Annotated in this window: 25 protein-coding genes, 1 tRNA gene and 1 pseudogene; 21 read left to right on the forward strand and 6 right to left on the reverse strand. The window is 72.6% G+C overall.

Features of this window, described 5'->3' with window-relative positions; all coding sequences use genetic code 11:
* Window positions 1-11 precede the first annotated feature (11 nt).
* Window positions 12-1,529 carry a PucR family transcriptional regulator gene (locus BLS43_RS12200; RefSeq protein ID WP_093082923.1) on the reverse strand — a complete coding sequence of 506 codons (1,518 nt, stop codon included), beginning with the start codon at window positions 1,527-1,529 and terminating at the stop codon, window positions 12-14.
* Window positions 1,530-1,618: 89 nt separating this feature from the next.
* Between BLS43_RS12200 and BLS43_RS12205 the strand changes: the two genes are divergently transcribed.
* From BLS43_RS12205 to BLS43_RS12255, 11 genes are all read left to right on the forward strand, one after another.
* The gene (locus tag BLS43_RS12205; RefSeq protein ID WP_093082928.1) at window positions 1,619-3,124 is read left to right on the forward strand and encodes a CoA-acylating methylmalonate-semialdehyde dehydrogenase; all 1,506 of its coding nucleotides are present in this window, start codon (window positions 1,619-1,621) and stop codon (window positions 3,122-3,124) included.
* 11 nt (window positions 3,125-3,135) lie between these two features.
* Window positions 3,136-4,536 (forward strand): aspartate aminotransferase family protein, encoded by a 1,401-nt coding sequence (locus tag BLS43_RS12210; protein ID WP_093082931.1) that lies wholly within the window; start codon window positions 3,136-3,138, stop codon window positions 4,534-4,536.
* Window positions 4,537-4,664: 128 nt separating this feature from the next.
* Window positions 4,665-5,390 carry an IclR family transcriptional regulator gene (locus BLS43_RS12215; protein ID WP_245707450.1) on the forward strand — a complete coding sequence of 242 codons (726 nt, stop codon included), beginning with the start codon at window positions 4,665-4,667 and terminating at the stop codon, window positions 5,388-5,390.
* Window positions 5,391-5,546: 156 nt separating this feature from the next.
* Window positions 5,547-6,890 (forward strand): MFS transporter, encoded by a 1,344-nt coding sequence (locus BLS43_RS12220; protein ID WP_093082941.1) that lies wholly within the window; start codon window positions 5,547-5,549, stop codon window positions 6,888-6,890.
* Window positions 6,887-7,945, forward strand: a complete 1,059-nt coding sequence (locus BLS43_RS12225) for an aromatic ring-hydroxylating oxygenase subunit alpha (RefSeq protein WP_093082946.1) — start codon at window positions 6,887-6,889, stop codon at window positions 7,943-7,945. The genes BLS43_RS12220 and BLS43_RS12225 overlap by 4 nt, the downstream gene beginning before the upstream one ends.
* Window positions 7,942-8,187 carry a hypothetical protein gene (locus tag BLS43_RS12230; RefSeq protein WP_093082949.1) on the forward strand — a complete coding sequence of 82 codons (246 nt, stop codon included), beginning with the start codon at window positions 7,942-7,944 and terminating at the stop codon, window positions 8,185-8,187. The genes BLS43_RS12225 and BLS43_RS12230 overlap by 4 nt, the downstream gene beginning before the upstream one ends.
* A gap of 11 nt (window positions 8,188-8,198) precedes the next feature.
* The gene (locus tag BLS43_RS12235; protein WP_093082952.1) at window positions 8,199-9,164 is read left to right on the forward strand and encodes a PDR/VanB family oxidoreductase; all 966 of its coding nucleotides are present in this window, start codon (window positions 8,199-8,201) and stop codon (window positions 9,162-9,164) included.
* 4 nt (window positions 9,165-9,168) lie between these two features.
* The gene (locus tag BLS43_RS12240; RefSeq protein WP_093082955.1) at window positions 9,169-10,365 is read left to right on the forward strand and encodes a cytochrome P450; all 1,197 of its coding nucleotides are present in this window, start codon (window positions 9,169-9,171) and stop codon (window positions 10,363-10,365) included.
* A 29-nt stretch (window positions 10,366-10,394) separates the two neighbouring features.
* The gene (locus tag BLS43_RS12245) at window positions 10,395-10,895 is read left to right on the forward strand and encodes a 2Fe-2S iron-sulfur cluster-binding protein (protein WP_093082958.1); all 501 of its coding nucleotides are present in this window, start codon (window positions 10,395-10,397) and stop codon (window positions 10,893-10,895) included.
* Window positions 10,892-11,887, forward strand: a complete 996-nt coding sequence (locus BLS43_RS12250; protein ID WP_093082961.1) for an FAD binding domain-containing protein — start codon at window positions 10,892-10,894, stop codon at window positions 11,885-11,887. The genes BLS43_RS12245 and BLS43_RS12250 overlap by 4 nt, the downstream gene beginning before the upstream one ends.
* Window positions 11,884-13,989 carry a xanthine dehydrogenase family protein molybdopterin-binding subunit gene (locus tag BLS43_RS12255; protein WP_093082964.1) on the forward strand — a complete coding sequence of 702 codons (2,106 nt, stop codon included), beginning with the start codon at window positions 11,884-11,886 and terminating at the stop codon, window positions 13,987-13,989. The genes BLS43_RS12250 and BLS43_RS12255 overlap by 4 nt, the downstream gene beginning before the upstream one ends.
* Window positions 13,990-14,050: 61 nt before the next feature.
* Here the strand turns inward: BLS43_RS12255 and BLS43_RS12260 are convergent, their stop codons facing one another.
* Complete coding sequence (locus BLS43_RS12260) at window positions 14,051-14,236, reverse strand: winged helix-turn-helix transcriptional regulator (RefSeq protein WP_281245830.1); 186 nt, start codon at window positions 14,234-14,236, stop codon at window positions 14,051-14,053.
* 163 nt (window positions 14,237-14,399) lie between these two features.
* On the opposite strand from BLS43_RS12260, the gene BLS43_RS31035 reads away from it, so the two are divergent.
* From BLS43_RS31035 to BLS43_RS32315, 3 genes are read left to right on the forward strand one after another with little or no spacing between them, the layout of a single operon-like run.
* On the forward strand, window positions 14,400-14,672 hold the full coding sequence (locus BLS43_RS31035; protein WP_245707451.1) for an LLM class flavin-dependent oxidoreductase: 273 nt from the start codon (window positions 14,400-14,402) through the stop codon (window positions 14,670-14,672).
* Window positions 14,615-15,223 (forward strand): hypothetical protein, encoded by a 609-nt coding sequence (locus BLS43_RS31040; protein ID WP_245707452.1) that lies wholly within the window; start codon window positions 14,615-14,617, stop codon window positions 15,221-15,223. The genes BLS43_RS31035 and BLS43_RS31040 overlap by 58 nt, the downstream gene beginning before the upstream one ends.
* On the forward strand, window positions 15,109-16,164 hold the full coding sequence (locus BLS43_RS32315) for an FAD-binding protein (protein ID WP_093082971.1): 1,056 nt from the start codon (window positions 15,109-15,111) through the stop codon (window positions 16,162-16,164). The genes BLS43_RS31040 and BLS43_RS32315 overlap by 115 nt, the downstream gene beginning before the upstream one ends.
* Before the next feature lie 91 nt (window positions 16,165-16,255).
* Here the strand turns inward: BLS43_RS32315 and BLS43_RS32000 are convergent.
* A pseudogene (locus BLS43_RS32000) lies at window positions 16,256-16,507 on the reverse strand (hypothetical protein); the annotation flags it as partial.
* On the opposite strand from BLS43_RS32000, the gene BLS43_RS12280 reads away from it, so the two are divergent.
* Window positions 16,391-17,170: an amidase family protein gene (locus BLS43_RS12280; protein WP_245707453.1), complete on the forward strand. Its 780-nt coding sequence runs from the start codon at window positions 16,391-16,393 to the stop codon at window positions 17,168-17,170. The pseudogene BLS43_RS32000 and the gene BLS43_RS12280 sit on opposite strands and share 117 nt — an antisense overlap.
* 270 nt (window positions 17,171-17,440) lie before the next feature.
* On the opposite strand, the gene BLS43_RS12285 is transcribed toward BLS43_RS12280, so the two are convergent.
* Window positions 17,441-17,695, reverse strand: a complete 255-nt coding sequence (locus BLS43_RS12285) for a hypothetical protein (protein WP_093082978.1) — start codon at window positions 17,693-17,695, stop codon at window positions 17,441-17,443.
* Between the two features lie 11 nt (window positions 17,696-17,706).
* The gene (locus BLS43_RS12290; RefSeq protein ID WP_093082981.1) at window positions 17,707-18,036 is read right to left on the reverse strand and encodes a DUF6247 family protein; all 330 of its coding nucleotides are present in this window, start codon (window positions 18,034-18,036) and stop codon (window positions 17,707-17,709) included.
* A gap of 380 nt (window positions 18,037-18,416) precedes the next feature.
* On the opposite strand from BLS43_RS12290, the gene BLS43_RS12295 reads away from it, so the two are divergent.
* From BLS43_RS12295 to BLS43_RS12320, 6 genes are read left to right on the forward strand one after another with little or no spacing between them, the layout of a single operon-like run.
* Window positions 18,417-21,008 carry a Z1 domain-containing protein gene (locus BLS43_RS12295; protein ID WP_218129800.1) on the forward strand — a complete coding sequence of 864 codons (2,592 nt, stop codon included), beginning with the start codon at window positions 18,417-18,419 and terminating at the stop codon, window positions 21,006-21,008.
* A complete protein-coding gene (locus tag BLS43_RS12300) occupies window positions 21,005-21,994 on the forward strand; it encodes a PD-(D/E)XK motif protein (protein ID WP_093082984.1) in 990 nt (329 codons plus the stop codon). The genes BLS43_RS12295 and BLS43_RS12300 overlap by 4 nt, the downstream gene beginning before the upstream one ends.
* The gene (locus BLS43_RS12305; RefSeq protein WP_093082989.1) at window positions 21,991-23,514 is read left to right on the forward strand and encodes a hypothetical protein; all 1,524 of its coding nucleotides are present in this window, start codon (window positions 21,991-21,993) and stop codon (window positions 23,512-23,514) included. Before BLS43_RS12300 ends, BLS43_RS12305 begins: the two co-directional genes overlap by 4 nt.
* On the forward strand, window positions 23,511-23,843 hold the full coding sequence (locus BLS43_RS12310; protein ID WP_093082994.1) for a hypothetical protein: 333 nt from the start codon (window positions 23,511-23,513) through the stop codon (window positions 23,841-23,843). Before BLS43_RS12305 ends, BLS43_RS12310 begins: the two co-directional genes overlap by 4 nt.
* Window positions 23,840-24,733, forward strand: a complete 894-nt coding sequence (locus BLS43_RS12315) for a hypothetical protein (protein ID WP_093082999.1) — start codon at window positions 23,840-23,842, stop codon at window positions 24,731-24,733. The genes BLS43_RS12310 and BLS43_RS12315 overlap by 4 nt, the downstream gene beginning before the upstream one ends.
* Window positions 24,730-25,500, forward strand: coding sequence for a DUF6339 family protein (locus BLS43_RS12320; protein WP_093083003.1), 771 nt, complete (start codon window positions 24,730-24,732; stop codon window positions 25,498-25,500). The genes BLS43_RS12315 and BLS43_RS12320 overlap by 4 nt, the downstream gene beginning before the upstream one ends.
* Window positions 25,501-25,863: 363 nt before the next feature.
* Here the strand turns inward: BLS43_RS12320 and BLS43_RS12325 are convergent.
* A tRNA-Thr gene (locus tag BLS43_RS12325) sits at window positions 25,864-25,935 on the reverse strand.
* Between the last annotated feature and the right edge of the window lie 55 nt (window positions 25,936-25,990).

Genomic DNA, 25,990 nt, shown 5'->3' on the forward strand with positions numbered 1-25,990 from the left:
ACCACGCGCACTCATGCACCCGCCGGGACACCGCGCGCGGCGCTCGCCGCCCGCCCCAGCAGGGCGAGGTGCAGGGCGAGGCGCACCATCGGCTGCCGGACGTCTCGCCCCAGGGCCGCGGACAGCCGGTCGGCGCGGGCGTAGGCCGCGGCGCGGCTCACCCCGATCCGCTCGGCGAAGGCCGCCACGACCCCGTCCGCCTCGGTGAAGGCCCTTGCGTCCGCGAGGAGCTCGGCGCGCCGCCGGTCGCCCAGGGCGAGGACCGGCGCGAGCTCGGACTCGACGAACCGCAGCAGCGCGGGATCGGTGCGCAGGTCCCACACCAGGCCTCGCACCCCCAGGTCCGCGGGCCGCCACGGGGCCTCGGTCGGCGGGGCACCGGTGGCGGCGGCCGCCAGGGCCGCGCGGCAGGCGGCGACGACGGCGTCGGACAGGTCGGCGAAGGTCGCGGCGGAGGCGGCGCCTGCCGGCGCGGTCCCCAGGGTGTTCGGCGGGAGGCTCGCGGCGCCCGCCAGGACCGCGAGCACGCACCCGCCCGCGACGCCGGTCAACGCGCTCGGCGCCGCCGCGGCCAGCGCCTGCCTCGTCCCGGCCCCGCCGCCCGCCACCGCGAGCACCTCGTACGGCCCGTCCGCCGGGAGACCGAGCGCACGGGCACGGGCCTGCAGCGCACCCTCCCCGGCGGGGGCGGTGGCGAGCAGGTCCTCGAGCCACCGGTCCACGGCCGCACGCACGGCACCACCCGCATCACCCCGCAGCAGCGCCGCGACGGTCAGCGTGTCGGCGGCGTGGTCGAGGACCAGCCGCGCCCGCTCGTCGTCCTCGAGGCGGACCGGGACCACGAGCCGCCCCCAGCGGGCCCGCCGCCGCCCGACCGGCACGCTCGACCATCCCTGCGGGCCGCCGCCGGGCACGCCCGTCGGGGCGTGCCGCGAGCGGGCGCCCCAGTCCCGCAGCACCTCCTCCGCCGGTCCGCCCGCCACCGCGAGCGCCCGGTGCCCGACGTCCTCGAGCACCACCGGCGCGACCAGCAGCTCCGCGGCCTCGGCGACCACGACGTCGGCCGCCACCGCGTCCGCGGCCAGCCCGCGGAACACCGTCGCCACCCGCTCCGCGAAGGCCAGGCGCTCGTACTGCCGTCCGACGATGCGGACGTGCACGGCCTCGGTGATCTCGACGAACCGGACCGTCCGCCGCAGCTCGACCAGCGGGAACCCGAGCGCCCGGGCGGCCTGCACCCACGGTGCCGGGACCGCGCGCAGGTGCTGCCCCAGCTCGACGACGAGCGCCACCGCGCCGCCCTCCCGCAGCGCGGCCAGGTACCGGGTCGGGCTGACGGAGGGGTCGCTGACGACCACCCCGATCGACAGCACCAGCACGCCGGTCGCCAAGGTTCCCGCGGGATCGCGCTGCTCGCTGACGTGCACCCAGCGGACCGGCGCGCCCAGGGCCTCGCGCCCGGCGCGCACCACCGGCGCCCCCGCCTGCAGGACGGGGAGTTCGAGAACCTCCGCGACGGTGGTGAACACGCCGCCAGCATGACAGATCGTCGGATTCGGCCCGGGATCCTGACAGATCGCCACCTGAGTCGATCCCGGAGCGCGCCCAGACTCGGACCATGGCACCCGCTGCAGTCCCCGTGCTCTCCCACTGGGCCGACGGCCAGAAGGTCGACGGCAAGTCCGGCCGGTTCTCCGACGTCACCAACCCCGCGACCGGCGAGGTGACCGCGTCCCTGCCGCTGGCGTCGGAGCAGGAGGCGGCCGAGGTGATCGCCGCCGCGAAGGCCGCCTTCCCGGGATGGCGGGACACCTCCCTGGCCCGACGGACCCGGATCCTGTTCACCTTCCGGCAGCTGCTCGACGAACGCGCCGGGGAGCTGGCGGCGATCATCACCGCCGAGCACGGCAAGGTCCTCTCCGATGCCGCGGGCGAGGTCGCCCGCGGGCAGGAGGTCGTGGAGTTCGCCTGCGGGGCACCGCACCTGCTGAAGGGGTCGGCCACGCAGAACGCCTCCACCGGGGTGGACGTCGCCTCGATCCGGCAGCCGCTGGGCGTGGTGGGCATCGTCTCGCCGTTCAACTTCCCGGCCATGGTGCCGATGTGGTTCTTCCCCATCGCGATCGCCGCGGGCAACACCGTGGTGCTCAAGCCCTCGGAGAAGGTGCCGAGCGCGGCGCTGTGGATCGCCGAGCTGTGGAAGGAGGCGGGGCTGCCCGACGGCGTGTTCAACGTCCTCAACGGCGACAAGACCGCCGTCGACGCACTCCTGACCTCACCGGACGTCAGGAGCATCAGCTTCGTCGGCTCCACCCCGATCGCGCGCTACGTCTACGAGACCGGCACCGCGCACGGCAAGCGGGTGCAGGCCCTGGGCGGGGCGAAGAACCACATGGTCGTCCTGCCCGACGCCGACCTCGACCTGGCCGCCGACCAGGCGGTCAACGCGGGCTTCGGCTCGGCGGGCGAGCGCTGCATGGCGATCTCCGCGCTGGTCGCGGTGGGCGACGTCGCCGACGAGCTGGTCGCGCGGATCGCGGACCGCACGGTCGCCCTGCGGACCGGTGACGGGACCCGGGGCTGCGACATGGGACCGCTGGTGACCAGGGCGGCGCAGGAGCGGGTGTGGGGCTACATCGACGCCGGTCAGGCCGCGGGCGCCACGGTGGTGGTCGACGGGCGGGCGGGTTCCTACGACGCCGACGGTGCGGGGTTCTTCGTCGGGCCCACCCTGTTCGACCACGTCACACCCGACATGACGATCTACACCGACGAGATCTTCGGCCCCGTGCTGTCGGTGGTCCGGGTGGACACCTTCGACGAGGGCGTCGAGCTGGTCAACGCCAACCCGTACGGCAACGGCACGGCGATCTTCACCAACGACGGCGGCGCGGCCCGGCGGTTCCAGACCGAGATCGAGGTCGGCATGGTCGGGGTGAACGTGCCGGTGCCGGTCCCGATGGCCTACTACTCCTTCGGCGGCTGGAAGAGCTCGCTGTTCGGGGACACCCACGCCCACGGCACCGACGGCTTCCACTTCTTCACCCGCGGCAAGGTCGTCACCACCCGCTGGCTCGACCCGAGCCACGGCGGGATCAACCTCGGTTTCCCCCAGAACGCCTGACAGGAGCAGCCATGACCGCCGTCGAGAACCCGACCACCCCGGCGCACCCGGCTGCCGAGGCCGCCGCCCGCCACCTCTGGATGCACTTCGCCCGCTCCGGCGCCTACGGCCCCGACAACCCCGTCCCGGTGATCACCAAGGGCGAGGGCGTGCGGCTCACCGACTCCCGCGGGCGCACGATCCTCGACGGGCTCGCCGGCCTGTTCGTCGTGCAGGCCGGGCACGGGCGCCGCGAGCTCGCCGAGGTCGCGGCGAAGCAGGCCGCGGAGCTCGCCTACTTCCCCGTCTGGGGCTACACGACCCCGCCCGCCGCCGCGCTCGCCGAGCGGCTGGCCCACCTCGCGCCCGGCGACCTCAACCGGGTCTTCTTCACCTCGGGCGGCGGCGAGGCCGTCGAGTCGGCGTGGAAGGTGGCCAAGCAGTACTTCAAGCTCGTCGGGAAGCCGTTGAAGCACAAGGTGATCAGCCGGTCGGTGGCCTACCACGGCACCCCGCACGGCGCCATGGCCATCACCGGCCTGCCGATGATGAAGAAGGACTTCGAGCCCCTCGCCCCCGGCGGCTTCCGGGTGCCCAACACCAACCGCTACCGCCACCCCGAGTTCGCCGACGACGCCGAGGGGCAGGCGGCCTTCGGCCGCTGGGCCGCCGACCGCATCGAGGAGGCGATCCTGTTCGAGGGCGCCGACACCGTGGCGGCCGTGGTGCTCGAGCCCGTGCAGAACTCCGGCGGCTGCCTCACCCCGCCGCCCGGCTACTTCGCGCGCGTCCGCGAGATCTGCGACCGACACGACGTGCTGCTCGTGTCCGACGAGGTGATCTGCGCCTTCGGCAGGCACGGCCACACCTTCGCCTGCGCGAAGCTCGGCTACGTCCCCGACCTGATCACCTGCGCCAAGGGCATGACCTCCGGCTACGGCCCGCTCGGCGCGCTGATCGCCTCCGACCGCGTGATGGAACCCTTCCTGCGCCCCGGCGTGACCTTCCCGCACGGCTACACCTGGGGCGGGCACCCGGTGTCCGCCGCGGTGGCGCTCGCCAACCTCGACCTGATGAAGCGCGAGGGGCTCCACCAGCGGGTGCTCGACCACGAGCAGGCCTTCGGGGACACCCTGCGCAGGCTGCTGGACCTGCCGATCGTGGGCGACGTGCGCGGTGACGGCTACTTCTGGGCCGTCGAGCTGGTGAAGGACAAGGACAGCCGGGAGACGTTCGGTGCCGACGAGCGCGAGCGCCTGGTCCGCGGCTTCCTGCCGCGGGCCCTGCTCGACGCCGGCCTGTACTGCCGCCCGGACGACCGCGGAGACGTCGTCATCCAGCTGGCCCCGCCGCTCATCGCGGGCCAGGCCGAGTTCGACGAGATCGAGATGATCCTGCGCCACGTCCTCGTCCAGGCGGAGCAGGTCGTCTGATCGTCGGGCACTGGACGGGACCGGCCGCCGACCGGTACGAGTGGCGGGTCCCCCCAGCCGCACCGCCGAGGAGCACTGAGCGCACCGTGTCGCGTCGTGGCCACCCGACCGGGCCCACCGGCCCGGTCGTGTCGCGTGCGCTCACGCTGCTGGACACCTTCTCCACCACGAGACGGGCGCTGACGCTCAGCCAGCTCGCCGCCGCGGCGGGCGTCCCGCTCTCGACCGCCCACCGCCTCGTCGCCGAGCTGGTGGCGTGGGGCGCGCTCGAACGGGCGGAGGACGGGAGCTACCACATCGGCCTGCGGCTGTGGGAGCTCGGCGCGCTGGCCCCCCGCGGCCCGGGCCTGCGCGAGCGGGCACTGCCCTTCCTGGAGGACCTGTCCCAGATCAGCCGGGAGAACGTGCAGCTCGCCGTGCGCGAGGGCACCGAGGTGGTGTTCGTCGAGCGGATCGCGGGCTCGGGAGCCGTGCCCGTGCTCACCCGCGTCGGCGGGCGCTTCGCCCTCACGGCGACCGGGGTCGGTCTGGTCCTGCTCGCGCACGCCCCCGCCGACGTCCAGGACGACGTGCTCGGCGGGCCCATCGCGAGCTTCACCGAGAAGACCGTCACCGATCCCGCGCGGCTGCGCGGGATGCTCGCCGACGTCCGCACGAACGGGTTCTCGATCAGCGACCGGCAGGTCACGCTGGACTCCCTCTCCGTCGGCGCCCCGGTCCACGACCAACGCGGACAGGTCGTCGCCGCGGTCTCGCTCGTCGTCCGGTACGGCTCGGTGTCCCCGCACGCCGTCGTGCCGCTCGTCCGGACCAGCGCACGGGCCATCAGCCGGGCGCTCGCCGAACCCTACTGAGCAACTCTTCCATTTTCCGGAAGCCCGGTTCAGCCTTGTGACGCGCGGACCGCATCCTCCCTAGGCCCGACCACCACCTCGTCCGGGCCCGAGCAGTCGACAACGGAGTGCTGCCATGCGTGATTCCCGCCTTCCCGTCCGCCCCGGTGGCCCGCGATGAGCGCCACCGTCCGCGACCTGATCGACGAGCGACCCATGTCCCGCTTCCAGTGGAGCGCGGTCGTCGTCTGCGTGCTGCTCAACATGATCGACGGCTTCGACGTGCTGGTGATGGCCTTCACCGGGAAGTCCGTCTCGGCCGAGTGGGGCCTGACCGGTGCCCAGCTCGGTCTGCTGCTGTCCGCCGGACTGATCGGCATGGCGCTGGGCTCGATGTTCGTTGCGCCGTGGGCCGACCGGATCGGCCGCAGGCCGATGGTGCTCGGCTGTCTGACGGTCGCCGCGGCCGCCATGCTGCTCTCCTCGGTCAGCCAGGCCGCCTGGCAGCTCGGCGGGCTGCGGGCGCTGACCGGGATCGGCATCGGCGGCGTGCTGGCCACCAGCAACGTCATCGCCGCCGAGTACGCCTCCGCCAGGTGGCGGGGACTCGCCGTCAGCCTCAACTCGACCGGCTACGCCCTCGGCGCGACCCTCGGTGGCCTGCTCGCCGTGCTCCTGATCGGCCAGTTCGGCTGGCGGTCGGTGTTCCTGGTCGGCGGCCTCGCGACCGCGCTCGCCATCCCGCTGGTGTGGTGGCGGCTGCCCGAGTCACTGGACTTCCTCGTGGCCCGCCGCCCGGCCGCGGCCCTGGAGCGGATCAACGGCCTGCTCGCCAGGATGGGGCACGCGGCGCTCGCCGTCCTCCCCGAGCGCCCCGCGGCCCCGCGCGGTGTCGCCGCGGGCTACCGCGAGCTCCTCACCCCGAGGCTCCGCCGCACCACGCTGGTGCTGTGGGTCGTCTTCTTCTGCATCATGGCGGGCTTCTACTTCGTCACCAGCTGGACGCCCACCCTGCTCACCGAGGCCGGGCTCTCCCCGACCGCCGGCATCGCGGGCGGCACGCTGCTGAACGTCGGCGGCATCTTCGGCGCCGCGCTGCTCGGCCTGCTGGCCGCCCGCTTCCCCCTGCGGAACGTCCTCGCCGCCTACCTCGTCGCGACCGGGGCCCTGCTCGCCTTCTTCATCGCGACCACGTCGTCGCTGGCGTTCGCCCTGGTCGTCGCCGTGGTGATCGGGCTGTTCGTGAACGGCTGCGTCGCGGGCCTCTACGCCCTGACCCCCACGGTGTACGAGTCCGCGGTGCGGACGACCGGGGTCGGCACCGGGCTGGCGATCGGCCGCGCGGGCGCGATCCTCGCCCCCACCCTGGCCGGCACCCTGCTCGACGGCGGCTGGACCCCGCAGTCGCTGTACCTGCTGTTCGGCGTCGTGTTCGTCGTCGCCGCGGCCACCCTGTTCCTCCTGCGGCTGCGCACCGCGGCCGATGTCCCCACCACCCGAGCCGAGGGAGTCCCGTCGTGAGCGCCATCCCGCGCAACCAGTGGTACGTCGCCGCGTACTCCGCCGAGATCGAGCACGCGCTGTTCGCCCGCACGATCTGCGACGCGCCGATCCTGTTCTGGCGCACCGAGGCCGGCGAGGTCGTCGCCCACTCCGACCGGTGCGTGCACCGCCGGTTCCCGCTGTCCCAGGCCCCGTCCCGGCTGGTCGACGGCGCCGTGGTCTGCGGGTACCACGGCTTCACCTACGGCGCGGACGGCAAGTGCGTGGCCGTGCCGGGGCAGACGCGCGTGCCGCGCACCGCCCGGCTCACCTCGTACCCGGTCGCGGAGCTGGACTCGCTGGTGTGGATCTGGATCGGGGATCCGGGACTGGCCGACGAGTCGCGCATCCCGCGCGCCACGTACCTGGACGCCGAGGGCTACACGACCGTCCGCGGCCTGGAGCCGCTGGCCGCGCGGTTCTCGCTGCTGGTGGACAACCTGCTCGACCTGTCCCACGAGACCTACCTGCACGGCGGCTACATCGGCACCCCCGAGGTGGCCTCGACGCCGATCACGACCGAGGTGGACGACGACGCCGGGATCGTCTACGTGTCGCGCCACATGGCGGACGCCGAGTGCCCGCCGTTCTATGCGAAGTCGACCGGGCTGCAGGGGCGCATCGCCCGCTGGCAGGACATCGAGTACACGCCGCCGTGCCTGTACAAGCTGCACAGCCGGATCGCGCCGGTCGGGTCGGTCCCGAACCCGGACGGCACGGACCCGGACGCCTTCCACGTCGAGGTCGTGTACGCCATCACGCCGGAGACCGAGCACTCCACCCACGACTTCTGGATGGTCGCCCGCGACTTCGCCCTCGACGACGAGGAGGTCTCGGCCTTCCTCGCCGAGAACAACCGGACCGTCGTCCTGCAGGACGTGGTCGCCCTCGACGTGCTGGAGCAGGTCGTCGCGCGCGAGCCCGCGGGCTACCAGGAGCTGTCGATCAACATCGACACCGGCGGCCTGGCGGCGCGGCGGATGCTGGCCCGGATGGTCGGCGAGGCGCCGCAGAACGCCCCGGCCGCCCGATGACCGGGGGAGGCGAGATCCCGGAGGCGCCCCCGGTCCTGGACGGCGAGCGGGTCTACCGCATCCACTGGGTGCTGGGCACCGACCGGCTCCGCGCGGTCTGCCACTGCGGCGCCGAACGGGACTTCGAGGATCCCGTCGAGCTGTGGGAGTGGCTGCTCGGCCACCCCACCGGCCACCACGCCGATCCCCGCGACTCCGCCCCGCCGCCGGACGACCGCGCGCGGATCCTCGCCCACACCTGAGGAGGCTTTCGATGCAGACCGCACCCCACCACGAGTACGAGCTCGACCTGGTGCTGGACAAGAAGGAGACCCTGGCCGACGGCGTCGTGCAGCTGACGCTGCGCAGCGCCGACGGTGCCGACCTGCCCGAGTGGGAGCCCGGCGCGCACATCGATCTCGTCCTCACCGACGACCTCGTCCGGCAGTACTCGCTGTGCGGGGACCCGGCCGAGCGCTCGGTCCTGCAGGTCGCGGTGCTGCGCGAGCCCGCCGGGCGCGGCGGCTCCGCCCACGTCCACGACACCCTCGCCGAGGGCGACACCGTGCACGTGCGCGGCCCGCGCAACCACTTCGCGCTGGTCGCGGCCGTCCGCTACGTGTTCGTCGCGGGCGGCATCGGCATCACCCCGATCCTGCCGATGCTCGCGCAGGCCGAGGCGGCGGGGGCGGACTGGCGGCTCGTCTACGGCGGCCGCACCCGCTCGTCGATGGCCTTCCGGGACCGGCTGGAGCAGGCCTACCCGGGCAAGGTCACCGTGCGCCCGATGGACGAGGTCGGGTTGCTCGACCTGCCCACGATCCTGGCCGAGCCGGGCGCGGACGTCGCGGTCTACTGCTGCGGCCCCGAGCCCCTGCTCGCCGCCGTCGAGGAGCAGTGCACCCGCTGGCCGCAGGGCGCCCTGCACCTGGAGCGGTTCGCCCCCAAGGCGGGCGCGACCGACGGCCCGATGGAGTCCTTCGAGATCGAGCTCTCCCGGTCCGGCACCACGCTCGCGGTGCCCGCCGACCGGTCGATCCTCGACGTCGTCGAGGCGTCCGGCGTCCAGGTGCTGTCCTCGTGCCAGGAGGGCACCTGCGGGACCTGCGAGACCGCCGTCCTCGACGGGGTCCCGGACCACCGCGACTCCCTGCTCACCGACGAGGAGCAGGCCGCGAACGACACGATGATGATCTGTGTGTCCCGGTCCTGCTCGGCCCGTCTCGTGCTGGACCTGTGACCCCGTGATCACCACGATCCCCGTCCTCGACGACGACCCGTTCGGCGACGAGATCCTCACCGACCCCTACCCCTTCCACCAGCGCCTGCGCGACAGCGGCCCGGTGGTCCACCTGCGGCGCTACGGCATCTGGGCCATGGGCCGCTACGCGGAGGTCCACGCCGCGCTCACCGACCCGGCGACCTTCTGCTCCAGCCGCGGCGCGGGGCTCTCGGACTTCCACAGGGAGAAGCCCTGGCGCCCGCCCAGCCTGCTGCTCGAGGCCGACCCCCCGACCCACACCGCCACCCGCAAGGCGATGAGCGCCGTCATCGCCCCGCGGACCGTGCGCCGCTTCCGGGAGGGCTTCACGGCGAGCGCGGAGTCCATCGCTGACGAGCTCGTCGCCCGCGGCGAGTTCGACGCCGTCACCGACCTGGCCGAGCGCTACCCGCTGCAGGTGTTCCCGGACATCGTCGGGCTGCCGGCGGACGGCCGGGAGAACCTGCTGCCCTACGGCGGGCTCGCCTTCAACGCCTTCGGACCGCGCAACGCCCTGCTCGAGGAGGCGCTGGCCGCCGCGGCACCGGTCCAGGAGTGGATCTGGAAAAGCTGCCAACGGGACGCGCTGAGCCCCGACGGGCTCGGCGCCTCCATCTGGGCCGCCGCCGACGCGGGCGACATCACCCACGAGCAGGCCCCCATGCTCGTCCGATCGCTGCTCTCCGCGGGGGTCGACACGACCGTGCACGGCATCGCGAACACCGTGGCGGCGCTCGCCGCCCACCCCGAGCAGTGGGCGGCCCTGCACGCCGACCCCACCCTCGCGAAGTTCGCCTTCGACGAGGCCCTGCGCTACGCCGGGCCGGTGCAGACCTTCTTCCGCACCACCACCCGCGAGGTCGAGGTGGCGGGCACCGTGATCGGCGAGGGGGAGAAGGTGCTGCTGTTCCTCGCCGCCGCCAACCGCGACCCCCGCAAGTGGGGCCCGGACGCCGACCGGCTGGACATCACGCGCCGGGCCTCGGGCCACGTCGCCTTCGGCATGGGCATCCACCAGTGCGTCGGTCAACCCATCGCCCGGCTCGAGATCGAGCTCGTCCTGACCGCGCTCGCCCGCCGGATCGCCCGCCTCGAACCGCTCGGGGATCCCGTGCCGAAGCTGAACAACACCCTCAAGGGCTGGCAGAGCGTGCCCCTGCGCGCCCACGCCGGTGGTTGAGGCGCGCCGCTCGGGGAAGCCGTCGGGGCATGGATCCCGAACTGACCCTGACGGTCGACGGCGCCACCCACACCACCACCTGCGACACCCGGACCTCGCTGCTGGACCTACTCCGCCGGCGCCTCGGGATCACGAGCCCGAAGAAGGGCTGTGACCACGGGCAGTGCGGCGCGTGCACCGTCCTGGTCGACGGCAGGCGGGTGCTGAGCTGTCTGACCCTCGCCGTCACCCGGGACGGGGCGGAGGTGGTGACCGCGGCGGGGATCGACGGGCCACTCCCGCAGGCCTTCCAGGAGGCCGACGGCTTCCAGTGCGGCTACTGCACGCCGGGTCAGGTGTGCTCGGCCGCGGGCGTGCTCGACGAGCACGCCCGCGGGTGGCCGAGCGTCGTCACCGCCGACCTCACCGACACCCCCGCGCTCGACGACGCCGAGATCGCCGAGCGGATGAGCGGGAACCTGTGCCGCTGCGGTGCCTACAAGGGCATCCGGGAGGCCGTGCGGACCGCGGCCGGGGCGGCGACCCGATGAGGCCCTTCGCCTACGACCGCCCGGACACCGCCGCGGCCGCGGTCGCCGCGGTCGCCGACCGCCCGGACGCCGCCTTCCTCGGCGGCGGCACCAACCTCGTCGACCACCTCCGGCTCGGGATCGCCGATCCCGGCCTCCTGGTGGACGTCACGTCGCTGACCTCCACCGAGATCGTCGACATCGACGGCGGCCTGCGGATCGGGGCGGGCGTGACCAACGCCGACCTCGCCGCCGACCCGCGGGTGCGCGCCCGGCTGCCGGTGCTCGCCGCGGCGCTGTTGTCCGGGGCGTCCGGCCAGCTGCGCAACATGGCCACGACCGGCGGGAACCCGCTGCAGCGCACCCGCTGCCCGTACTTCCAGGACCCGGCGAGCGCGTGCAACAAGCGCGTGCCGGGCTCCGGCTGCGCCGCGATCGGCGGGGCCACCCGCAACCACGCGATCCTCGGGGCGTCCGAGCACTGCATCGCCACGCACCCGTCGGACATGGCGGTGGCGCTGGCCGCCCTCGACACGCAGGTGCGGATCCTCGGGCCCGACGGCGGCCGGACGCTCGCGTTCACCGACCTGCACCGGCTGCCCGGCGACACCCCCGAGCAGGACACCGAGCTGGCGCACGGCGAGCTGATCACCGCCATCGACGTCTCCTACCCGCGGGGCCGCCACGCCTATCGCAAGGTGCGGGACCGGGCGTCGTACGCGTTCGCGCTGGTCTCGGTCGCCGCGGTGCTCGACGTCGTCGACGGGACGGTCCTGGACGCCCGGATCGCGCTCGGCGGCGTGGCCCACACGCCGTGGCGGGCGGTCCGCGCCGAGGACACCCTGCGCGGCGGCCCCGCCACCGAGGAGGCCTTCGCGGCCGCGGCGGAGGCCGAGCTGGCCGACGCCCGCCCCCAACCCGGGTTCGACGGCGGCAACGCCTTCAAGATCCCGCTCGCCCGGCGCACCCTGACCGCGACTCTGCGGCAGACCACACCGAGGGAGACGGCATGACCGACGTGCTCGAGCCCCGCGCGATCGGCCGGGACCTGCTGCGCCGCGACGGTGGGCTCAAGGTCCGCGGCACCGCCGTCTACGCGGACGAGACCCCCGTGCCGGAGGGCGCGGGCCCGCCCGCCTACTGCCGCGTGGTCACCTCGACGGTCGCCCGCGGCCGGATCGTCGACCTGGACACGACCGCGGCCGAGGCCCTCGACGGCGTGCAGCGGGTCCTCACCCACGCCACCGCCGAGCACCTGGCGTCCACCGAGGACCGCGAACTGGCCGTGCTGCAGGACGCCGAGGTGGGCTTCCGCGGGCAGATCGTGGCCGCGGTGCTCGCCGACAGCGACGAGATCGCCCGGGAGGCCGCCGGACTCGTCGAGGTCCGCTACGCCGCCGAGGCCACGAACGCCGAGCTGCGCGCCGAGCTGCGCGCCGACCGCACGGACCTCTACACCCCGGAGAAGGTCAACGCGGGCCACGAGACGGACACCGCGACCGGGAACATGGACGACGCGCTGGCGCTGGCACCCGTCACGCTCGAGCGGACCTACCGCACGCCGATGCAGCACAACAACCCGATGGAGCCGCACGCCACCTCGGCGCTCTGGACCGGCACGCACCTGACGTTGTGGGACTCCACCCAGTCGGTGCACCGCGTGCGGGACACCGTGGTGCAGGTCTTCGGCCTCGCGCCGGAGCAGGTCCGGGTGGTGTGCCCGTACGTCGGCGGCGGGTTCGGGTCGAAGGGCACCCCGCACGCGAACGTCGTCACGGCGGCGCTGGCGGCCCGTGCGCTGCCGGGGCGGCTCGTCCGGTTCGCGCTGACCCGCCAGGAGATGTTCGCCCTGGCAGGCCACCGGACGCCGACCATCCAGCGGCTCCAGCTCGCCGCCGAGCGCGACGGGACGCTGCGCGGCATCGCGATCGACGTCGTCGAGCAGACGTCGAAGGTCAAGGAGTTCGCGGAGCAGACCGGCGTGCCCACCCGCACGATGTACGCCGCGCCCAACCGCCGCACCACCCACCGCCTCGCCGCGCTCGACGTCCCCGTCCCCTCCTGGATGCGGGCGCCGGGCGAGTGCCCTGGCATGTTCGGCCCCGAGGTCGCGCTCGACGAGCTGGCCGTCGAACTGGGCATCGACCCCGTCGAGCTGCGGATCCGCAACGAGCCGGAGGTCGACCCGGAGACCGGCAGGCCGTTCTCCTCCCGCAACCTCGTCGCCTGCCTGCGCGCGGGGGCCGAGCGGTTCGGCTGGGCCGACCGCGACCCCGAGCCGGGGACGCGGCGGGTCGACGGCTGGTGGGTCGGCACGGGCGTGGCCGCGTCGGTCTACCCGACCATCCGGATGACGAAGTCCACGGCGACGGTGCGCCGCGAGGGCGACCGCTACGTCGGCCGGATCGGCGCCGCGGACCTCGGGACCGGCGCGTACACGGTGCTGCCGCAGATCCTCGCCGACGCCCTCGGCGTGGACGAGGCCCGGGTCGACGTGCTGCTCGGCGACACCGACCTGCCCGAGGCGTCGGTGGCGGGCGGCTCGTCCGGCACCACGACCTGGGGGTCCGCGCTGGTGGAGGCCGCGCGGGAGTTCCGGGACGAGTTCGGCGACGACCCGCGCGAGGGCGACGAGGCCGCCGCCGACGTGCCGCCCAACCCGGCCGAGCAGGAGTACGTCATGTCGGCCTTCGGCGCGCAGTTCGCCGAGGTCCGGGTGCACGCCGACACCGGCGAGGTGCGGGTGCCGCGGCTGTACGGGGTGTTCGCGTGCGGCCGGATCGTGAACCCGCGCACCGCCCGCTCGCAGCTGCTCGGCGGCATGACGATGGGCCTCGGCATGGCTTTGCACGAGCAGAGCCTGCTCGACCCGCGCACCGGCGCGGTCGTCAACCACGACCTGGCCGAGTACCACGTGCCCGCGAACGCGGACGTCGCCGACCTGCAGGCGCACTGGCTCGACGAGGACGACCCCTACGTGAACCCGATGGGCTCCAAGGGGGTCGGCGAGATCGGCATCGTCGGCACCGCGGCCGCGGTGGCCAACGCGGCCTGGCACGCCACCGGCGTCCGGGTCCGCGACCTCCCGATCACCCTGGACAAGGTCCTGGGCTGACCGCCGCCCGGACCCCACCGAGGTCGTGAGCGGCGATGGTCGCCAGAGCGACCATCGCCGCTCACGGGGTCTCGGGTTCCCAGCGGTGGGCGTACTGACCGAGGGGCTGGAGGGCGCGCAGGAGCTCACGGCCCCGCTGCGTGGTGCGGTAGCGGACGCTCACCGGGATGGTCGGGGTCACGATCCGCTCGATGAGGCCCGCCTCCTCGAGCTCGCGGAGCCGGACGGTCAGCATCCGGCTCGACAGCCCGTCGACGCGGTGTTGTCGAGGATGATCTCCGGCGGCACGCTGGAGCCATGCCCGACTACGGCCATCCGCTCCGCTTCGGCAGCTTCGTCACCCCCGCCCACGCCACACTCCGGCGTCCGGTGGACCTGGCGGTGCTGAGCGAGGATCTGGGGCGGATCTGGTGACCTTCCAGGACCACCCCTACCAGGCGTCGTTCCACGACACCTGGACCCTGCTCACCTGGGTCGCGGCGCGGACCTCCCGCATCCACGTGGCGGGCAACGTGCTCAACCTGCCGCTGCGACCGCCCGCGGTGCTCGCCCGCGCACTCGCGAGCCTGGACCTGCTCAGCGACGGCCGCGACATCCCGATCTGGGTGGGCGCGCGGCAGCGGCGATGCAGCAGCTCGTCGGGCGCAAGGGAGACGGGTGGCTGCCGAGCCTGCCCTGGCTGAAGCCCGGCGACCTGGCCGCGGGGAACCGGGTGATCGACGAGGCCGCCCGCGCCGCGGGTCGCGATCCGCGCACGATCCACCGGCTGCTCGACGTCACTCCCCAGTACTCGGCGGCCGCGCTCGCCGAGCGGGCGATCGAGGACGGCGTCGGCGTCTTCATCCTGGCGAGCGACGACCCGGCGGAGATCCGGCGGTTCGCCGAGGTCACCGCGCCGGAGATCCGCGAGCGGGTCGGTGAGGCGCGCCGCCGCGGCGGGTCCGCCCGACGGCGCGCACCGTCGCGTCCTTCGCGGGCGACCCGGTGCCCGCCGCGCTCGCGGAGCGGGCGATCCTGCCGGGTGACCACGGCTACGCCCGCTACACCTCGGGGTACTTCCGCGGCGCCCGGCCGGGGATGGTGCTGCGCCCGCAGACCGTCGCCGAGGTCCGGGAGGCCGTGCGGTTCGCGGCCCGCCACCGGGACGTCCCGCTCGGGCTGTTCAGCGGTGGGCACGGGCTGTCCGGCCGCTCGCTCAACGACGGCGGGCTCGTCCTGGCGCTCGACGCCCTGAACGAGATCTCCGTGTCCGGCGACCGGGTGCGGGTCGGGCCGGGCGCCCACTGGGCCGAGGTCGCGCAGGCGCTCGCCCCGCACGGGCTCGCGATCACCGCGGGCGACGCGGGCGGGGCCGGCGTCGGCGGGCTGGCGACCACCGCGGGGATCGGCTGGTTCGCGCGCGAGCACGGCCTGACGATCGACCTGCTCCGGTCCGTGGACGTGGTGACCGCGGCGGGCGACCTGGTGCACGCGAGCGCCACCGAGCATCCCGACCTGTTCTGGGCGATGCGGGGCGCGGGCGCCAACTTCGGGGTCGCGGTGCTTCGAGACCGACACCGGCCCCGAGGTCGTCGCCCGCGCGTTCCCGCCCGAGCACCTCAAGCGTCTGCAGGCGCTCAAGCGCGAGTGGGACCCGGACCTGCTCTTCCGCGACGACTTCCCGATCGACCCGGACGCGGACTGACCCGGACCGGGTCGGGGCCGCCGCCGTCAGCGCCGGAACCGTGTGATCAGCGCCCGGCACTCGCGGGCAGCCCATCCCCCGCAGGGACATCGTCACCGCCACCCGCTGTCCCACCGGGACAACCCCCACCGGCTGGAGGTGGGGGAGGTCGGTCACGCCGGCACCGGGGCCGGCACCGACCGACAGATCCCCTCCGCCTGCTCCGGGGTGAGCCAACGGGGAACTCGGCGATCGCCGCCACCGCGTCGTCGAGGGCCTCGCGCACCCGGGTGACGTCGGCGGGATCGGGTCGAATCCGAGGTCGACGGCGAGCCGGCGGGCCATGGCGTCGGCGCTCAGGCTGTCCCACACCCAGCGGACGTCCGCGCCGACGGTGTCGGCGTGCAGGCAGCCGGAGACGGGCGGGAACGAGCGTTGGCCGTCGCGGTGGCAGCCGAGGGCGTCCCCGGGGGTGCTCGTCAGATAGGCGTACTCGCCGGTCACGGCCTTGAACCTCGGCCGGGGCACCCCCATCTCGCGCATCACCACGTCCGCCAGCTCCTGCAGACCCTCGGTGCGGATCCCGGTGTCCACGCCGTAGAGCACGTCGAACGCGGTCACGACCTCCTCCAGCGCGGCGAACCCGCAGCGGTAGGAGACGCCGTTGACCGAGACGTCCGGATGGGCGCCCGCGGTGGCCGCGGCCAGTGCGTCGGCGGTGGCGAGACCGAAGTCGTCGTGGGCGTGGATGGTGAGCGGGACGTCGCGGGGAGCCCGGCCCGGATCCGCCTGACGAAGAGCTTCATCGGGCTGGTCCTCTCCGTGATCGCAGGCCCCGACCCGCGGGACCGGCATTCGATCCCCTGCGACGACGTGGACTGGCGCGACCTCACCCTCCCCGCCGGGCTGCGCGTCGGCTACAGCCCCGACCTCGGATACGCCCGCGTCGACCCCGACGTGCGCGCGGTGGTGGAGCGGGCGATCGCGGCCCTCGACGTGCCGGTCCGGCGGCTCGGCCTCGACTGGCCCGACCTGCGCGAGACGTTCGACGCGCTCGTCGCCGCCGAGACCGACCTGGTCGGTCTGCGCGAGCTCGCCGCGCGCGTCCCGTTGTCGGCTCCGGTCCGGGCCGTCCTCGAGCGATCCTGGACCGCCGAGCAGTTCACCGACGCGGTCCGCGAACGCAAGGCGGCGGCGAACCGGATGGCGCGGCTGACGGACGAGATCGACATCCTTCTCACCCCGACGGTGTGCACCACCGCGTACGACCGCGCCCTCCCCGGACCCGCCACCCTCGCCGGCCTCCCCGCCGCGCCGGACGAGTGGACCCCCTTCTCCGCGATCGCCAACCTCACCGGCCGCCCCGCGGCATCGGCACCCGTCGGCCTCACCCCGTCCGGGCTCCCCGTCGGCCTCCAGATCATCGGCCCCCACCTGGGCGACCACCAGGTCCTCGCCGTGTCGCGGCTGATCGAGCAGACGACGTGGATCACGTCGGGGCCACGCCGGGTGGCCTGAACCACGCTCAGCGCGGAGAAGGGCGAGCCGAGGAACCGACCGGAGTGATGTCACGAACTGCGCAGCTCAGAGGGAGCCGGAGGTCGGGATCGAACCGACGACCTACCGCTTACAAGTCAGTGCGACAGCGCGATCCGAGCCTTCTACCAGTATCAGCCGCGTACCGAAGTCTCCATGGTCGTCGCTCCAGCGTCAGGAGTATGCCCCAGTTCGCGTCACGACTGATGTCACGAGCGCCCGGACACAGCAGACCGGGCGGCCGGCCATCGCTCAGCTCAACCAGAGGATCTTGAGCAGGTCGACCTGGCGCCGATCCTCGAGGATCAAGTAGACGACCATGCCCTCGCCGTGTGCCCCGAAGAGCAGCGTTCGGACCGGCGCGTCCGGGTAGCCGGTGTTGATGGGCTCACCGTTCCACGGAGCGACCTCCAGCACCGCGCGGGCCTCGGCGAGGTAGCCCAGGGCTTCCGCGGGCAGGGCATCAAGTTGAGCGTGCGCCTGCTGGTCGGTGGTGACGTCGTACACGAGGCGAGGGTCTACATACCCACTCGGCGACGGGTGACCGCCAACGGCTCGTCCTTCGGCAGCGGCGTACCGCTCAACCGCTCTGAAGCCCGCCGCACAAGGGCCTCGAAGTCCTGCGGGTCGCGTTGGAGCAACGCCCGCCGACGCCAATGCTCCAGACAGCGCAGCAACTCCGTGAGATCGAGCTGCTCCCTCGCCGAGACGAGTGCATCGGCGTACGCGGAGTCGAACGCCGCCTGATCCTGGACCAGCAGCCCCTCACGGATCGCGGCCGGCGAGGCACCAGGCAGGAGGGGATCCCCCCTGCGCGGCTGCTCGTCGAACGACCAGAGTGCTGTCACAAGCCGAGCATAGCGCGACGACAGGTACCTGGAACCTCAACCGATATGGGCAACCGAGGCAGCAGGGCACGCCCAGAGTCCCTGCGAGTGGCACTGGAGCTCCGCGCGGCGAGGCTCAATCAAGGACGGCCCGCAGGGCCGTCGGCGCAGCCGATGCGCAGCACCCTCGAACGTGAGACCGCGCGGAGTAAGCGGTTCAACCACCCCGACAACACGGCCCGGCCCCGGCCGGACGACGACCGCGCAGCGGCCCCCAACGCAGTTGCGGGTGTCGCGTTCAGTCGCTCCGGCAGCTCACTCGAACGAGTGGCCCCGTAACGCACCGCTCCGATCCGCTGATTAGCCTTCCGAAAGACCGGTGGGGCACGTGGGGGTTTCGGGTGACTGATGGAGTTTCGGATACGCGGGTCGAGAAGGCCTACAAGCTCTTCCTGAAGTACGCCGACGTCAGCTCGCCCAAGGAAGCCGCCGACGACCTCGAGGCCGCCGGGATGGACCCCCAGGTCGTAGAGGCCGTCCGCCAGAAGCACGAGGCGGAGACGATCCGGATCCGCAACCTCGACCAGCCCCCGTCGGTATGGCGGAACGGGCGCGTCACCTGGTACACGGGCCCGAAGGACAATGACAAGAACTGGCCGGCCATCGAGAAGTCCATGCGGCAGAAGGACTTCGGCGACGCCAACATCGCCTCGGTGGACGAGGCGTCGACGAAGATCGTCTCCCTGCTGGACCATCCGAAGCAGAACGAGTTCCGTACGCGCGGGCTCGTCGTCGGCTTCGTCCAGTCCGGCAAAACCACGAACTTCACTGCGGTCATGGCCAAGGCGGCCGACCGCGGGTACAAACTCTTCATCGTCCTGTCGGGCATCCACAACACCCTCCGCCGCCAAACCCAGCTCCGGCTCGGCGGCGATCTCGTGGTGCCGAACCAGGCCCAGTGGTACGAGATCACCACACCGCAAAAGGACTTCACCCCGCCCGGCGGAAACGCGAAGGCGTACTTCGCCGCCAAGGACCAGACGATGCTGCTGGTCGTCAAGAAAAACGCCCCCGTGCTGCGCAAGCTCCGCGACTGGCTCGACTCCGCGGACGAATACCTGACGAAGATCCCGACCCTGATCATCGACGACGAGGCCGACCAGTCCACCGTCGCGACAGCGAAGATCAACCCGCTGCTCTACGAGGTGATGAGCAAGTTCCCGAAGGTCGGTTACATCGGCTACACCGCCACGCCCTTCGCGAACCTGCTGATCAACCCGGGCGACGACGAGGACTTCTACCCGCGCGACTTCGTTGTCAACCTGCCCCAGCCCACGGGGTACCACGGCACCGAGGTCCTCTTCGGCCGCGACCTCTTGCCGGGGGACGACCCGGAGGACCTCGAGGGCGGGTTCGACATGATCCGCACGGTGCCCGACGACGAGGTCGACGAGCTCAAACCGCGGACGAAGAAGGAGGCCGCCGACTTCTACCCGGGCATGAGCCACTCGCTGCGGCGCGCCGTCGAGTGGTTCTGGCTCGCGACCGCGGCACGCAGGGTGCGGGGTGGGGGCAACCCGCACTCGACGATGCTCATCCACACCACGACCGACACGACTGTCCACGGACGCTTCAAGGACCCGCTCCTGGACCTGCGCGCACGCATGCTGCGCGGTCTGGACGCCAGGGACCCGGACCTGCTCGACCGGCTCCGTGACACCTGGGCACGGGAGACGGCTCTCGTCCCGGCCGTGGATCTGGACGAGAGCCCGGTGTCGTTCGCGGCGCTGAGGGAGAAGCTGCCCGAGGTCGTGCAGGCCACGAAGGTCGTGATCGACAACTACCGGAGCACAGACCGGCTCGACTACGAGTCCGGCCCAGTGACTGCGATCGCCGTCGGCGGTAACACCCTCTCCCGCGGCCTGACGCTCGAGGGGCTGGTGTCCAGCCTCTTCGTCCGCGCCGTCTCCGCGTACGACACGCTGCTGCAGATGGGCCGCTGGTTCGGCTACCGGAACCACTACCCGGACCTGCCCCGCATCTGGATGACCGACGAGCTCAAGGACTGGTTCAGCCACCTGGCGACGGTCGAGGCCGAGATGCGCCAGGACATCGACCGCTACATGAACCCGGGTGTCGACCCGCTGAACTTCGCCGTGCGGCTGCGCACGCACCCGAAGATGAGCATCACCGCGAAGGCAAAGATGACCAGCGCTGTCCGGGCCACCGCTGCCTACGGAGGCCTGCTCGTCGAGTCCCGGTTCTTCGACGTCTCGGACGAGGGCAAGCCCTGGCTCGCGGGCAACGCCGAGGCCGCGCGCGAGCTGATCGCCCGGGCCGGCGAGGACGGGATCCGAGCACAGTCCCGCGACGAGACCGTGCTCTTCACCGACGTCCCCCATGACGACGTCCTCCAGTTCCTGAGCGCCTACTCCTTCCACGAGCGTTCCACCGACGCCGATCCCGGGCGCATCGCCGAGTACATCCGCAAGCGGGTCCGGGCAGGCGCGCTTGGTCGCTGGAGCATCGGGGTGATCGGCAACTCGCAGCCCGGTGCCGACACCAAGACCTGCCGGCTCGGCGACGGTGTCGAGGTGCGCATGGTCCGCCGGTCCCGGATGCCGCACGAGGGGGACGGCAAGTTCGACGGCGTGGCCGACATCAAGACCCTCTCCAGCCGCCGGGACGAGGCCCTCGACCTTGACGTGCCCAGCGCGAGCGGCATGAGCCGCAAGGAACTGCTGGAGCTCCGGAAGGCGAAGCGCCCGACCGAAGGTCTGCTTCTGCTCTACCCGATCGAGCCCCGGTCGGAGCCGCGGGCCAAGCGCCGAGTCCCGCTCGACGCCCCCACCGACGACGTCGTGATGGGAGTGGCCCTGGTGTTCCCGGAGCCGAAGGACAAGGACTCCGACGTCGAGTACATGAGCGCGGACCTGTCCCAGGTCGTCGTCGAGGAGGAGGACCTCTCAATCCTCGACCAGGACGACGAGTGACCCCCGACGGCGCCCGGTTCGAGAAGCTCTGGTCCGCAGCCGCGGTGCAGCCCGTGGCGAGCATGTTCCGCACCGCGAGCACGGACATCGACACTACCCACGGCCCGGTGCTGGTCGGAGTCCGCGACACCGGGGCCCGCCATCTGCTGGTCCCCATCGGCGCCAAGCACACGCTCCAGGAGGACGTCGACGGGCGCGCGGTCACGCTGCGCCGCCAGGAGCTGGAGGACGAGACCAGCATCCGTGTCTACGCCTCCCTCGCTCTCGCCGACGACCGGCTCCGCGACATGTTCACCGCGCTGTGCGTCGAGGTCCTCACCCGCGTCGCCGCGGCCCCGGACCGCGCGGTCACCGCGCTGCGCAGGACGCTCGCGGACTGGCGGTCCCTGCTCTCAGGATCCCGGCGCACCCTGACGCCCTCGGAGCTCGCCGGCCTGTACGGCGAGCTAACGGTCCTGCTCGCGATGCTGGCCCGCGACCCGGGCGCCGTGGCGTTCTGGACCGGGCCGTTCCGCAGCCGTCAGGACTTCCATCGCGCGAACGTCGCGCTGGAGGTCAAGTCGACGACTTCGGTCGAATCCCGCAGCGTCCGTATCCACGGGCTGCGCCAGCTCGAGGGTGGCGACGGGCGGCTCTTGCTGGTCTGGCTGAAGCTGCGCACGGACCGCGGCCGCACGGTGCCGGACCTGGTCGACGAAGTCCTGCACGTCGCAGACGACGAGGCCGCGTTCCTCTCGGCCCTGAACGCGTTCGGATACCAGGAGTCCGAGAAGGAGGTGTATGCGCGACGGATCTTCGAGGTCGAGGAGCAGCACACCTACGAGGTCGGCCCGGGCTTCCCGCGCCTGACACCGGCAGGCCTGGTCGGCGACGCGACGCTCGCCGGCCTCGCCAACATCGACTACGACGTCGACCTCGACGGCGCCCCCGCAGCAGCCGCCCGGACGGCGGAGGATCCCGTCGAGACCTTCCTGGAGCAGGCGTGACAACGCCGCGCTGGTGGTCCCAGCCCTTCCCACCGACGGGCGCGATCGCGTCCGAGGGCATCCGCAACCAGCTCGGCCGCCCGCCGGTCGACCCGCTGACGGTGTTCGTCCGCGAGACGGCGCAGAACTCGTGGGACGCACGGCTGGGTGACCGGCCCACGTCGTTCCGGCTCGAGCTGACGACGGTCGCCCCGACGCACCGTCCGAACTGGGAGCGGCTGCTGACCCCGGCGGCACCCCGGGAGCCCCATCTCGGGATCGGAAAGCTGGTCAAGACCCCGACCCTGCGGCTGCTGTCCGTGGTCGACCGCGGGACGAAGGGGCTCGGCGGACCGACGAGGGCCGACGAGCTCGCTGTGGACCGCCGCGACTGGGTCTCGTTCGTCCTGAACGTCGGGGAGAAGCGCGACACCCACCAGGGCGGCGGGACCTACGGCTATGGCAAGGCCGTGCTGTACCGGCTGTCGAAGGTCGGCACGATTCTCGTCTACACCCGGACCCTCGAGCCCGGCGTGGGGCTCGAGTCCCGGCTGATCGGCATCGCCCTGCGCGAGTCGTTCGACGGCCGCGAGACGCCAACGGACGACCCGCGGCCGTTCACCGGCCGCCACTGGTGGGGCGACGTGCGCCAGGATCCCGACCACGTCGAGCCCCTCCGTGGGGTCGAGGCCGATGCCGTCGCGCGCAGCCTCGGGCTGCAGCCCTTCGCCGAGGACGAGTCCGGAACCACCCTGACCGTGCTCGACCCCGACCTCGACGATTTCGAGACCGTCGGGGAGGCGGCCCGGCACCTCGCCGACACCATTGCCTGGCAGCTCTGGCCGATCATGCTGCCCGAGCGCGGCGACAACCGGCTCGTCCCGGAGGTGCGCGCGTCCGGCACGATCTTCCCTGTCCCGGGCCCGGCGGAAACCTACCCGCTCGAACTGTTCGTCCATGCCTACCGCGTCCAGCGCGACGGCACCAGCGAGACACTGGAGTGCCTGCGCCCCAAGCAGAAGCTCGGGGCCTTTGCCGTCGAGCAGGACTTCGTCGTCCCGATGGCCAAGGACTCGGCCAGCCTCGCCGCGGTATGCGCCGGCGTTCCCGGCGATCCCCACCATGTGTGTCTGATGCGCGCGCCGGAGCTGGTCGTGTGTTACCTGGAGGGGCCGGAGACCGGGTCGGTCAACCGGGCCTATGCCGGGGTGTTCCGTGCCGTCGACGAGCTCGATGACGTGTTCGCCGCCAGCGAGCCGCCGACGCACGACCAGTGGGTGAGCCAGCAGCTCAGCGGGCACGACAGGACCTTCGTCAACGTCACTCTGAAGCGGATCAAGGAGCGGCTGTCGCGGTTCAGGGGCTCGGCGGCCACCACCGTGCGACCCGAGAGCGGGGTGGCGCTCGGCGCAGCCAGCAACTTCCTCGGCGGGATCGTCGCCGCCGCCTTCGCCCGCCCCGACTCCGCGTCACCCGCGGGTGGAGGCAGGCGCGGGGCCGGTGGTGGGGGCGTCCCTCCCCGACCCCTCGGCAGAAGGTGAGTGTCGCCGAGCTGACCGAACCGACCGTCGATGAGCGCGACGGCAGGGTCGTCCTCGCTCAGCGGTTCGCGGTGAGCGGGCCCGGCCCGGTCCTCCTGCGCGCCAGGCTCTCCGTCGGACTCGGCGAACGCGGGCGCGAGGACGACGCCCCGGTCGGCGCGGCCCGTCCCGAGATCCTCTATTGGGACAACGGCGTGGGTCTGCGCAGGACCGAGGACTGCGTGGTCGACAGCCCCTCCGAGATCGAGCTCGTCGTCCTCCCCGTGCCGGACACCATCACCGACATCGTCGTCTCCGGTGCCCGCGCGGAGGAGGTGGCCGCCTCGTGAGCCGCGCCTACCCCTACCGACGCCCACCGGCCGACGTCGTGGCCACCGGCCCATGGCTGCGCGTCACCGGGGACTCCCTCGAGGAGCTCCCCCTCGACCTGCCCGACTGGGACTACGAAACGATCCTGCACCTGCGGCGTCCCCTGCGCGTCGACGGGTTCCGCGCCCGCCAGGCCTGCGGCCTTTCCCCCGACTCCGCCGTCACCCTCACCGTGGTGTGGGCCGCCGCGAACTCCTCACTGCGGGGCCAGGCCTGGCAGGGCTCCCTCCCTGCCCTCGACGGCGCCGAGCTGCAGATCGACTTCGACCTACCCGGCGACGAGCTTGGCGGCAGACTCGACCTGGAGACCAGCCTCATCCTCCGGGCAGCCGGCACCGGCTCCTCGGCGACGGCACCGAGCCGGCCCGGCAGCGTCCTCTGGCGGGAGGTGCACTCGGTGATGCTCCAAGGGGACGCCGTCCTGTTCCCGCTCGCGATCGTCGACTTCGAACAGGTGCGCTACCCGTCCGGCGCCGCATGGCACCTCGAGCTCAGCGAGGACCTCGACTCCCAGGCCCTCGGGTCGATCCTGCTGCTCGCCAACAAGCGCCGCCCCGTCGTCGTCGGCGCCCTTGAGAACGCCGCCGACCCCAGCGACGCCGACCGCCTCGTTCTGTCCACCGTGCAGAGCGAGGTGATTCGGTCACTCGTCGAACGCGCCGTTGTCGACAAGGACTTCGATCCGACCCACGACTACGCCACCGGCACCGTCGGCGCGCTGCTCGCCTCGGTCCTGCGCGCGACCTTCCCCGACCGGGATCTCGACGCGCTGCGCCGCGAACGGCAGCACGAGCCGATCCTGTTCACCACCAGGTTGCAGAACGCCACCGGTCTCCTGGCGGGCGCATGAGCATCCTGTACCCGCGGCTGCTCGACTCCGCCGCCACCGAGCTCTACCAGCGCTACCAGCACGTCGAGCCTGGCGAACTGACGAACGAGCACGCCTTCGCACACCCGTCAGCCGTCTTCGCTGCCACCGGCGGACACCGAGTCCCCCGCGAACACCTCCAGGACCTCCGCGAACGGGTGGTCAAGATCGCGGAGGAAGCCGGCTTCCCCGGCGGCGGACGACGCCGCGCCCACACTGACTTCGACCTCGACATCGCCAAGCTGCTCCACGAGCGGATGGGCCTCGTCGCCGCCGAGGCGTCGGTCCGGCCGATCTGGGCATTCCTCGCCCTGGTCGTCCTGCCCGACGTGTCGTTCTGGCGCTACCGCGAACCGACCGGTGATCGGTTCCTCGCCACTGACATCACCCGCCACGTCTGGGGACGGCTCTGGTGGCGCGCCCACCTCACCGCCGTGCCGACGGAGACCGACCCCTACCGGCTGATCGGCACCTTCAACGAGTCCGACTTCGACCAGATCTTCGCCCGCCGCGCTGGCCTTGGCGGCAGCCGCGCCCTCATCCGAGCCCTCTCCGACGTCTGGCCGAGCGTCGCCAAGAGCGGCTTCGCCGATCGTCGGGTGCTGCGCGACGTCCTGAAACGGCTACTACGTACCGCACCGATCATCGAGTTCGACGCGCTCGACTACGCCGACCTCTGCGACGAGATTCGCCGGGAGGCCGCAGCCTCCGTCACCGCCATCCGCGCGGAGGACCAACGGGCTCAGTGAACCCGCAGGCGCCGACGACCCGACCAGGACAATGCGGGGTGAGCACATACGCGATCCCGGACACGTCGAGGGCCCATCCTCGTTGGCCCCAGGCAACACGATCGCCGGTACCGAGTCAACCAGGAGCCGGTACTCCTGACAGCAATCAGCAGCTGCAGTTCATCGAGCGCCCGGCACCGTACGCGACGCCAGTCCAGTCCAGTCCATCGCTGATGGCGGGTCCAGCCTATCTCCTCCGGTAGAACACGTCGCATGCGCGAGACGACCCGAGTCCACGACGAGGAACCGACCGAGGTGATGTCACGAATGATGTCACGCAACTTCCACAGTGGAGATGGATCTCCATCTGCGCAGGTCAGAGGGAGCCGGAGGTCGGGATCGAACCGACGACCTACCGCTTACAAGGCGGTTGCTCTACCACTGAGCTACACCGGCGTGCCCCGCCGCTCGACCGGGCGGCCCCGAGTGTAGAGCCCGCGGGTCGGATGGC

Origin of the sequence: Pseudonocardia oroxyli (assembly GCF_900102195.1) — a bacterium.
Taxonomy (GTDB): domain Bacteria; phylum Actinomycetota; class Actinomycetes; order Mycobacteriales; family Pseudonocardiaceae; genus Pseudonocardia; species Pseudonocardia oroxyli.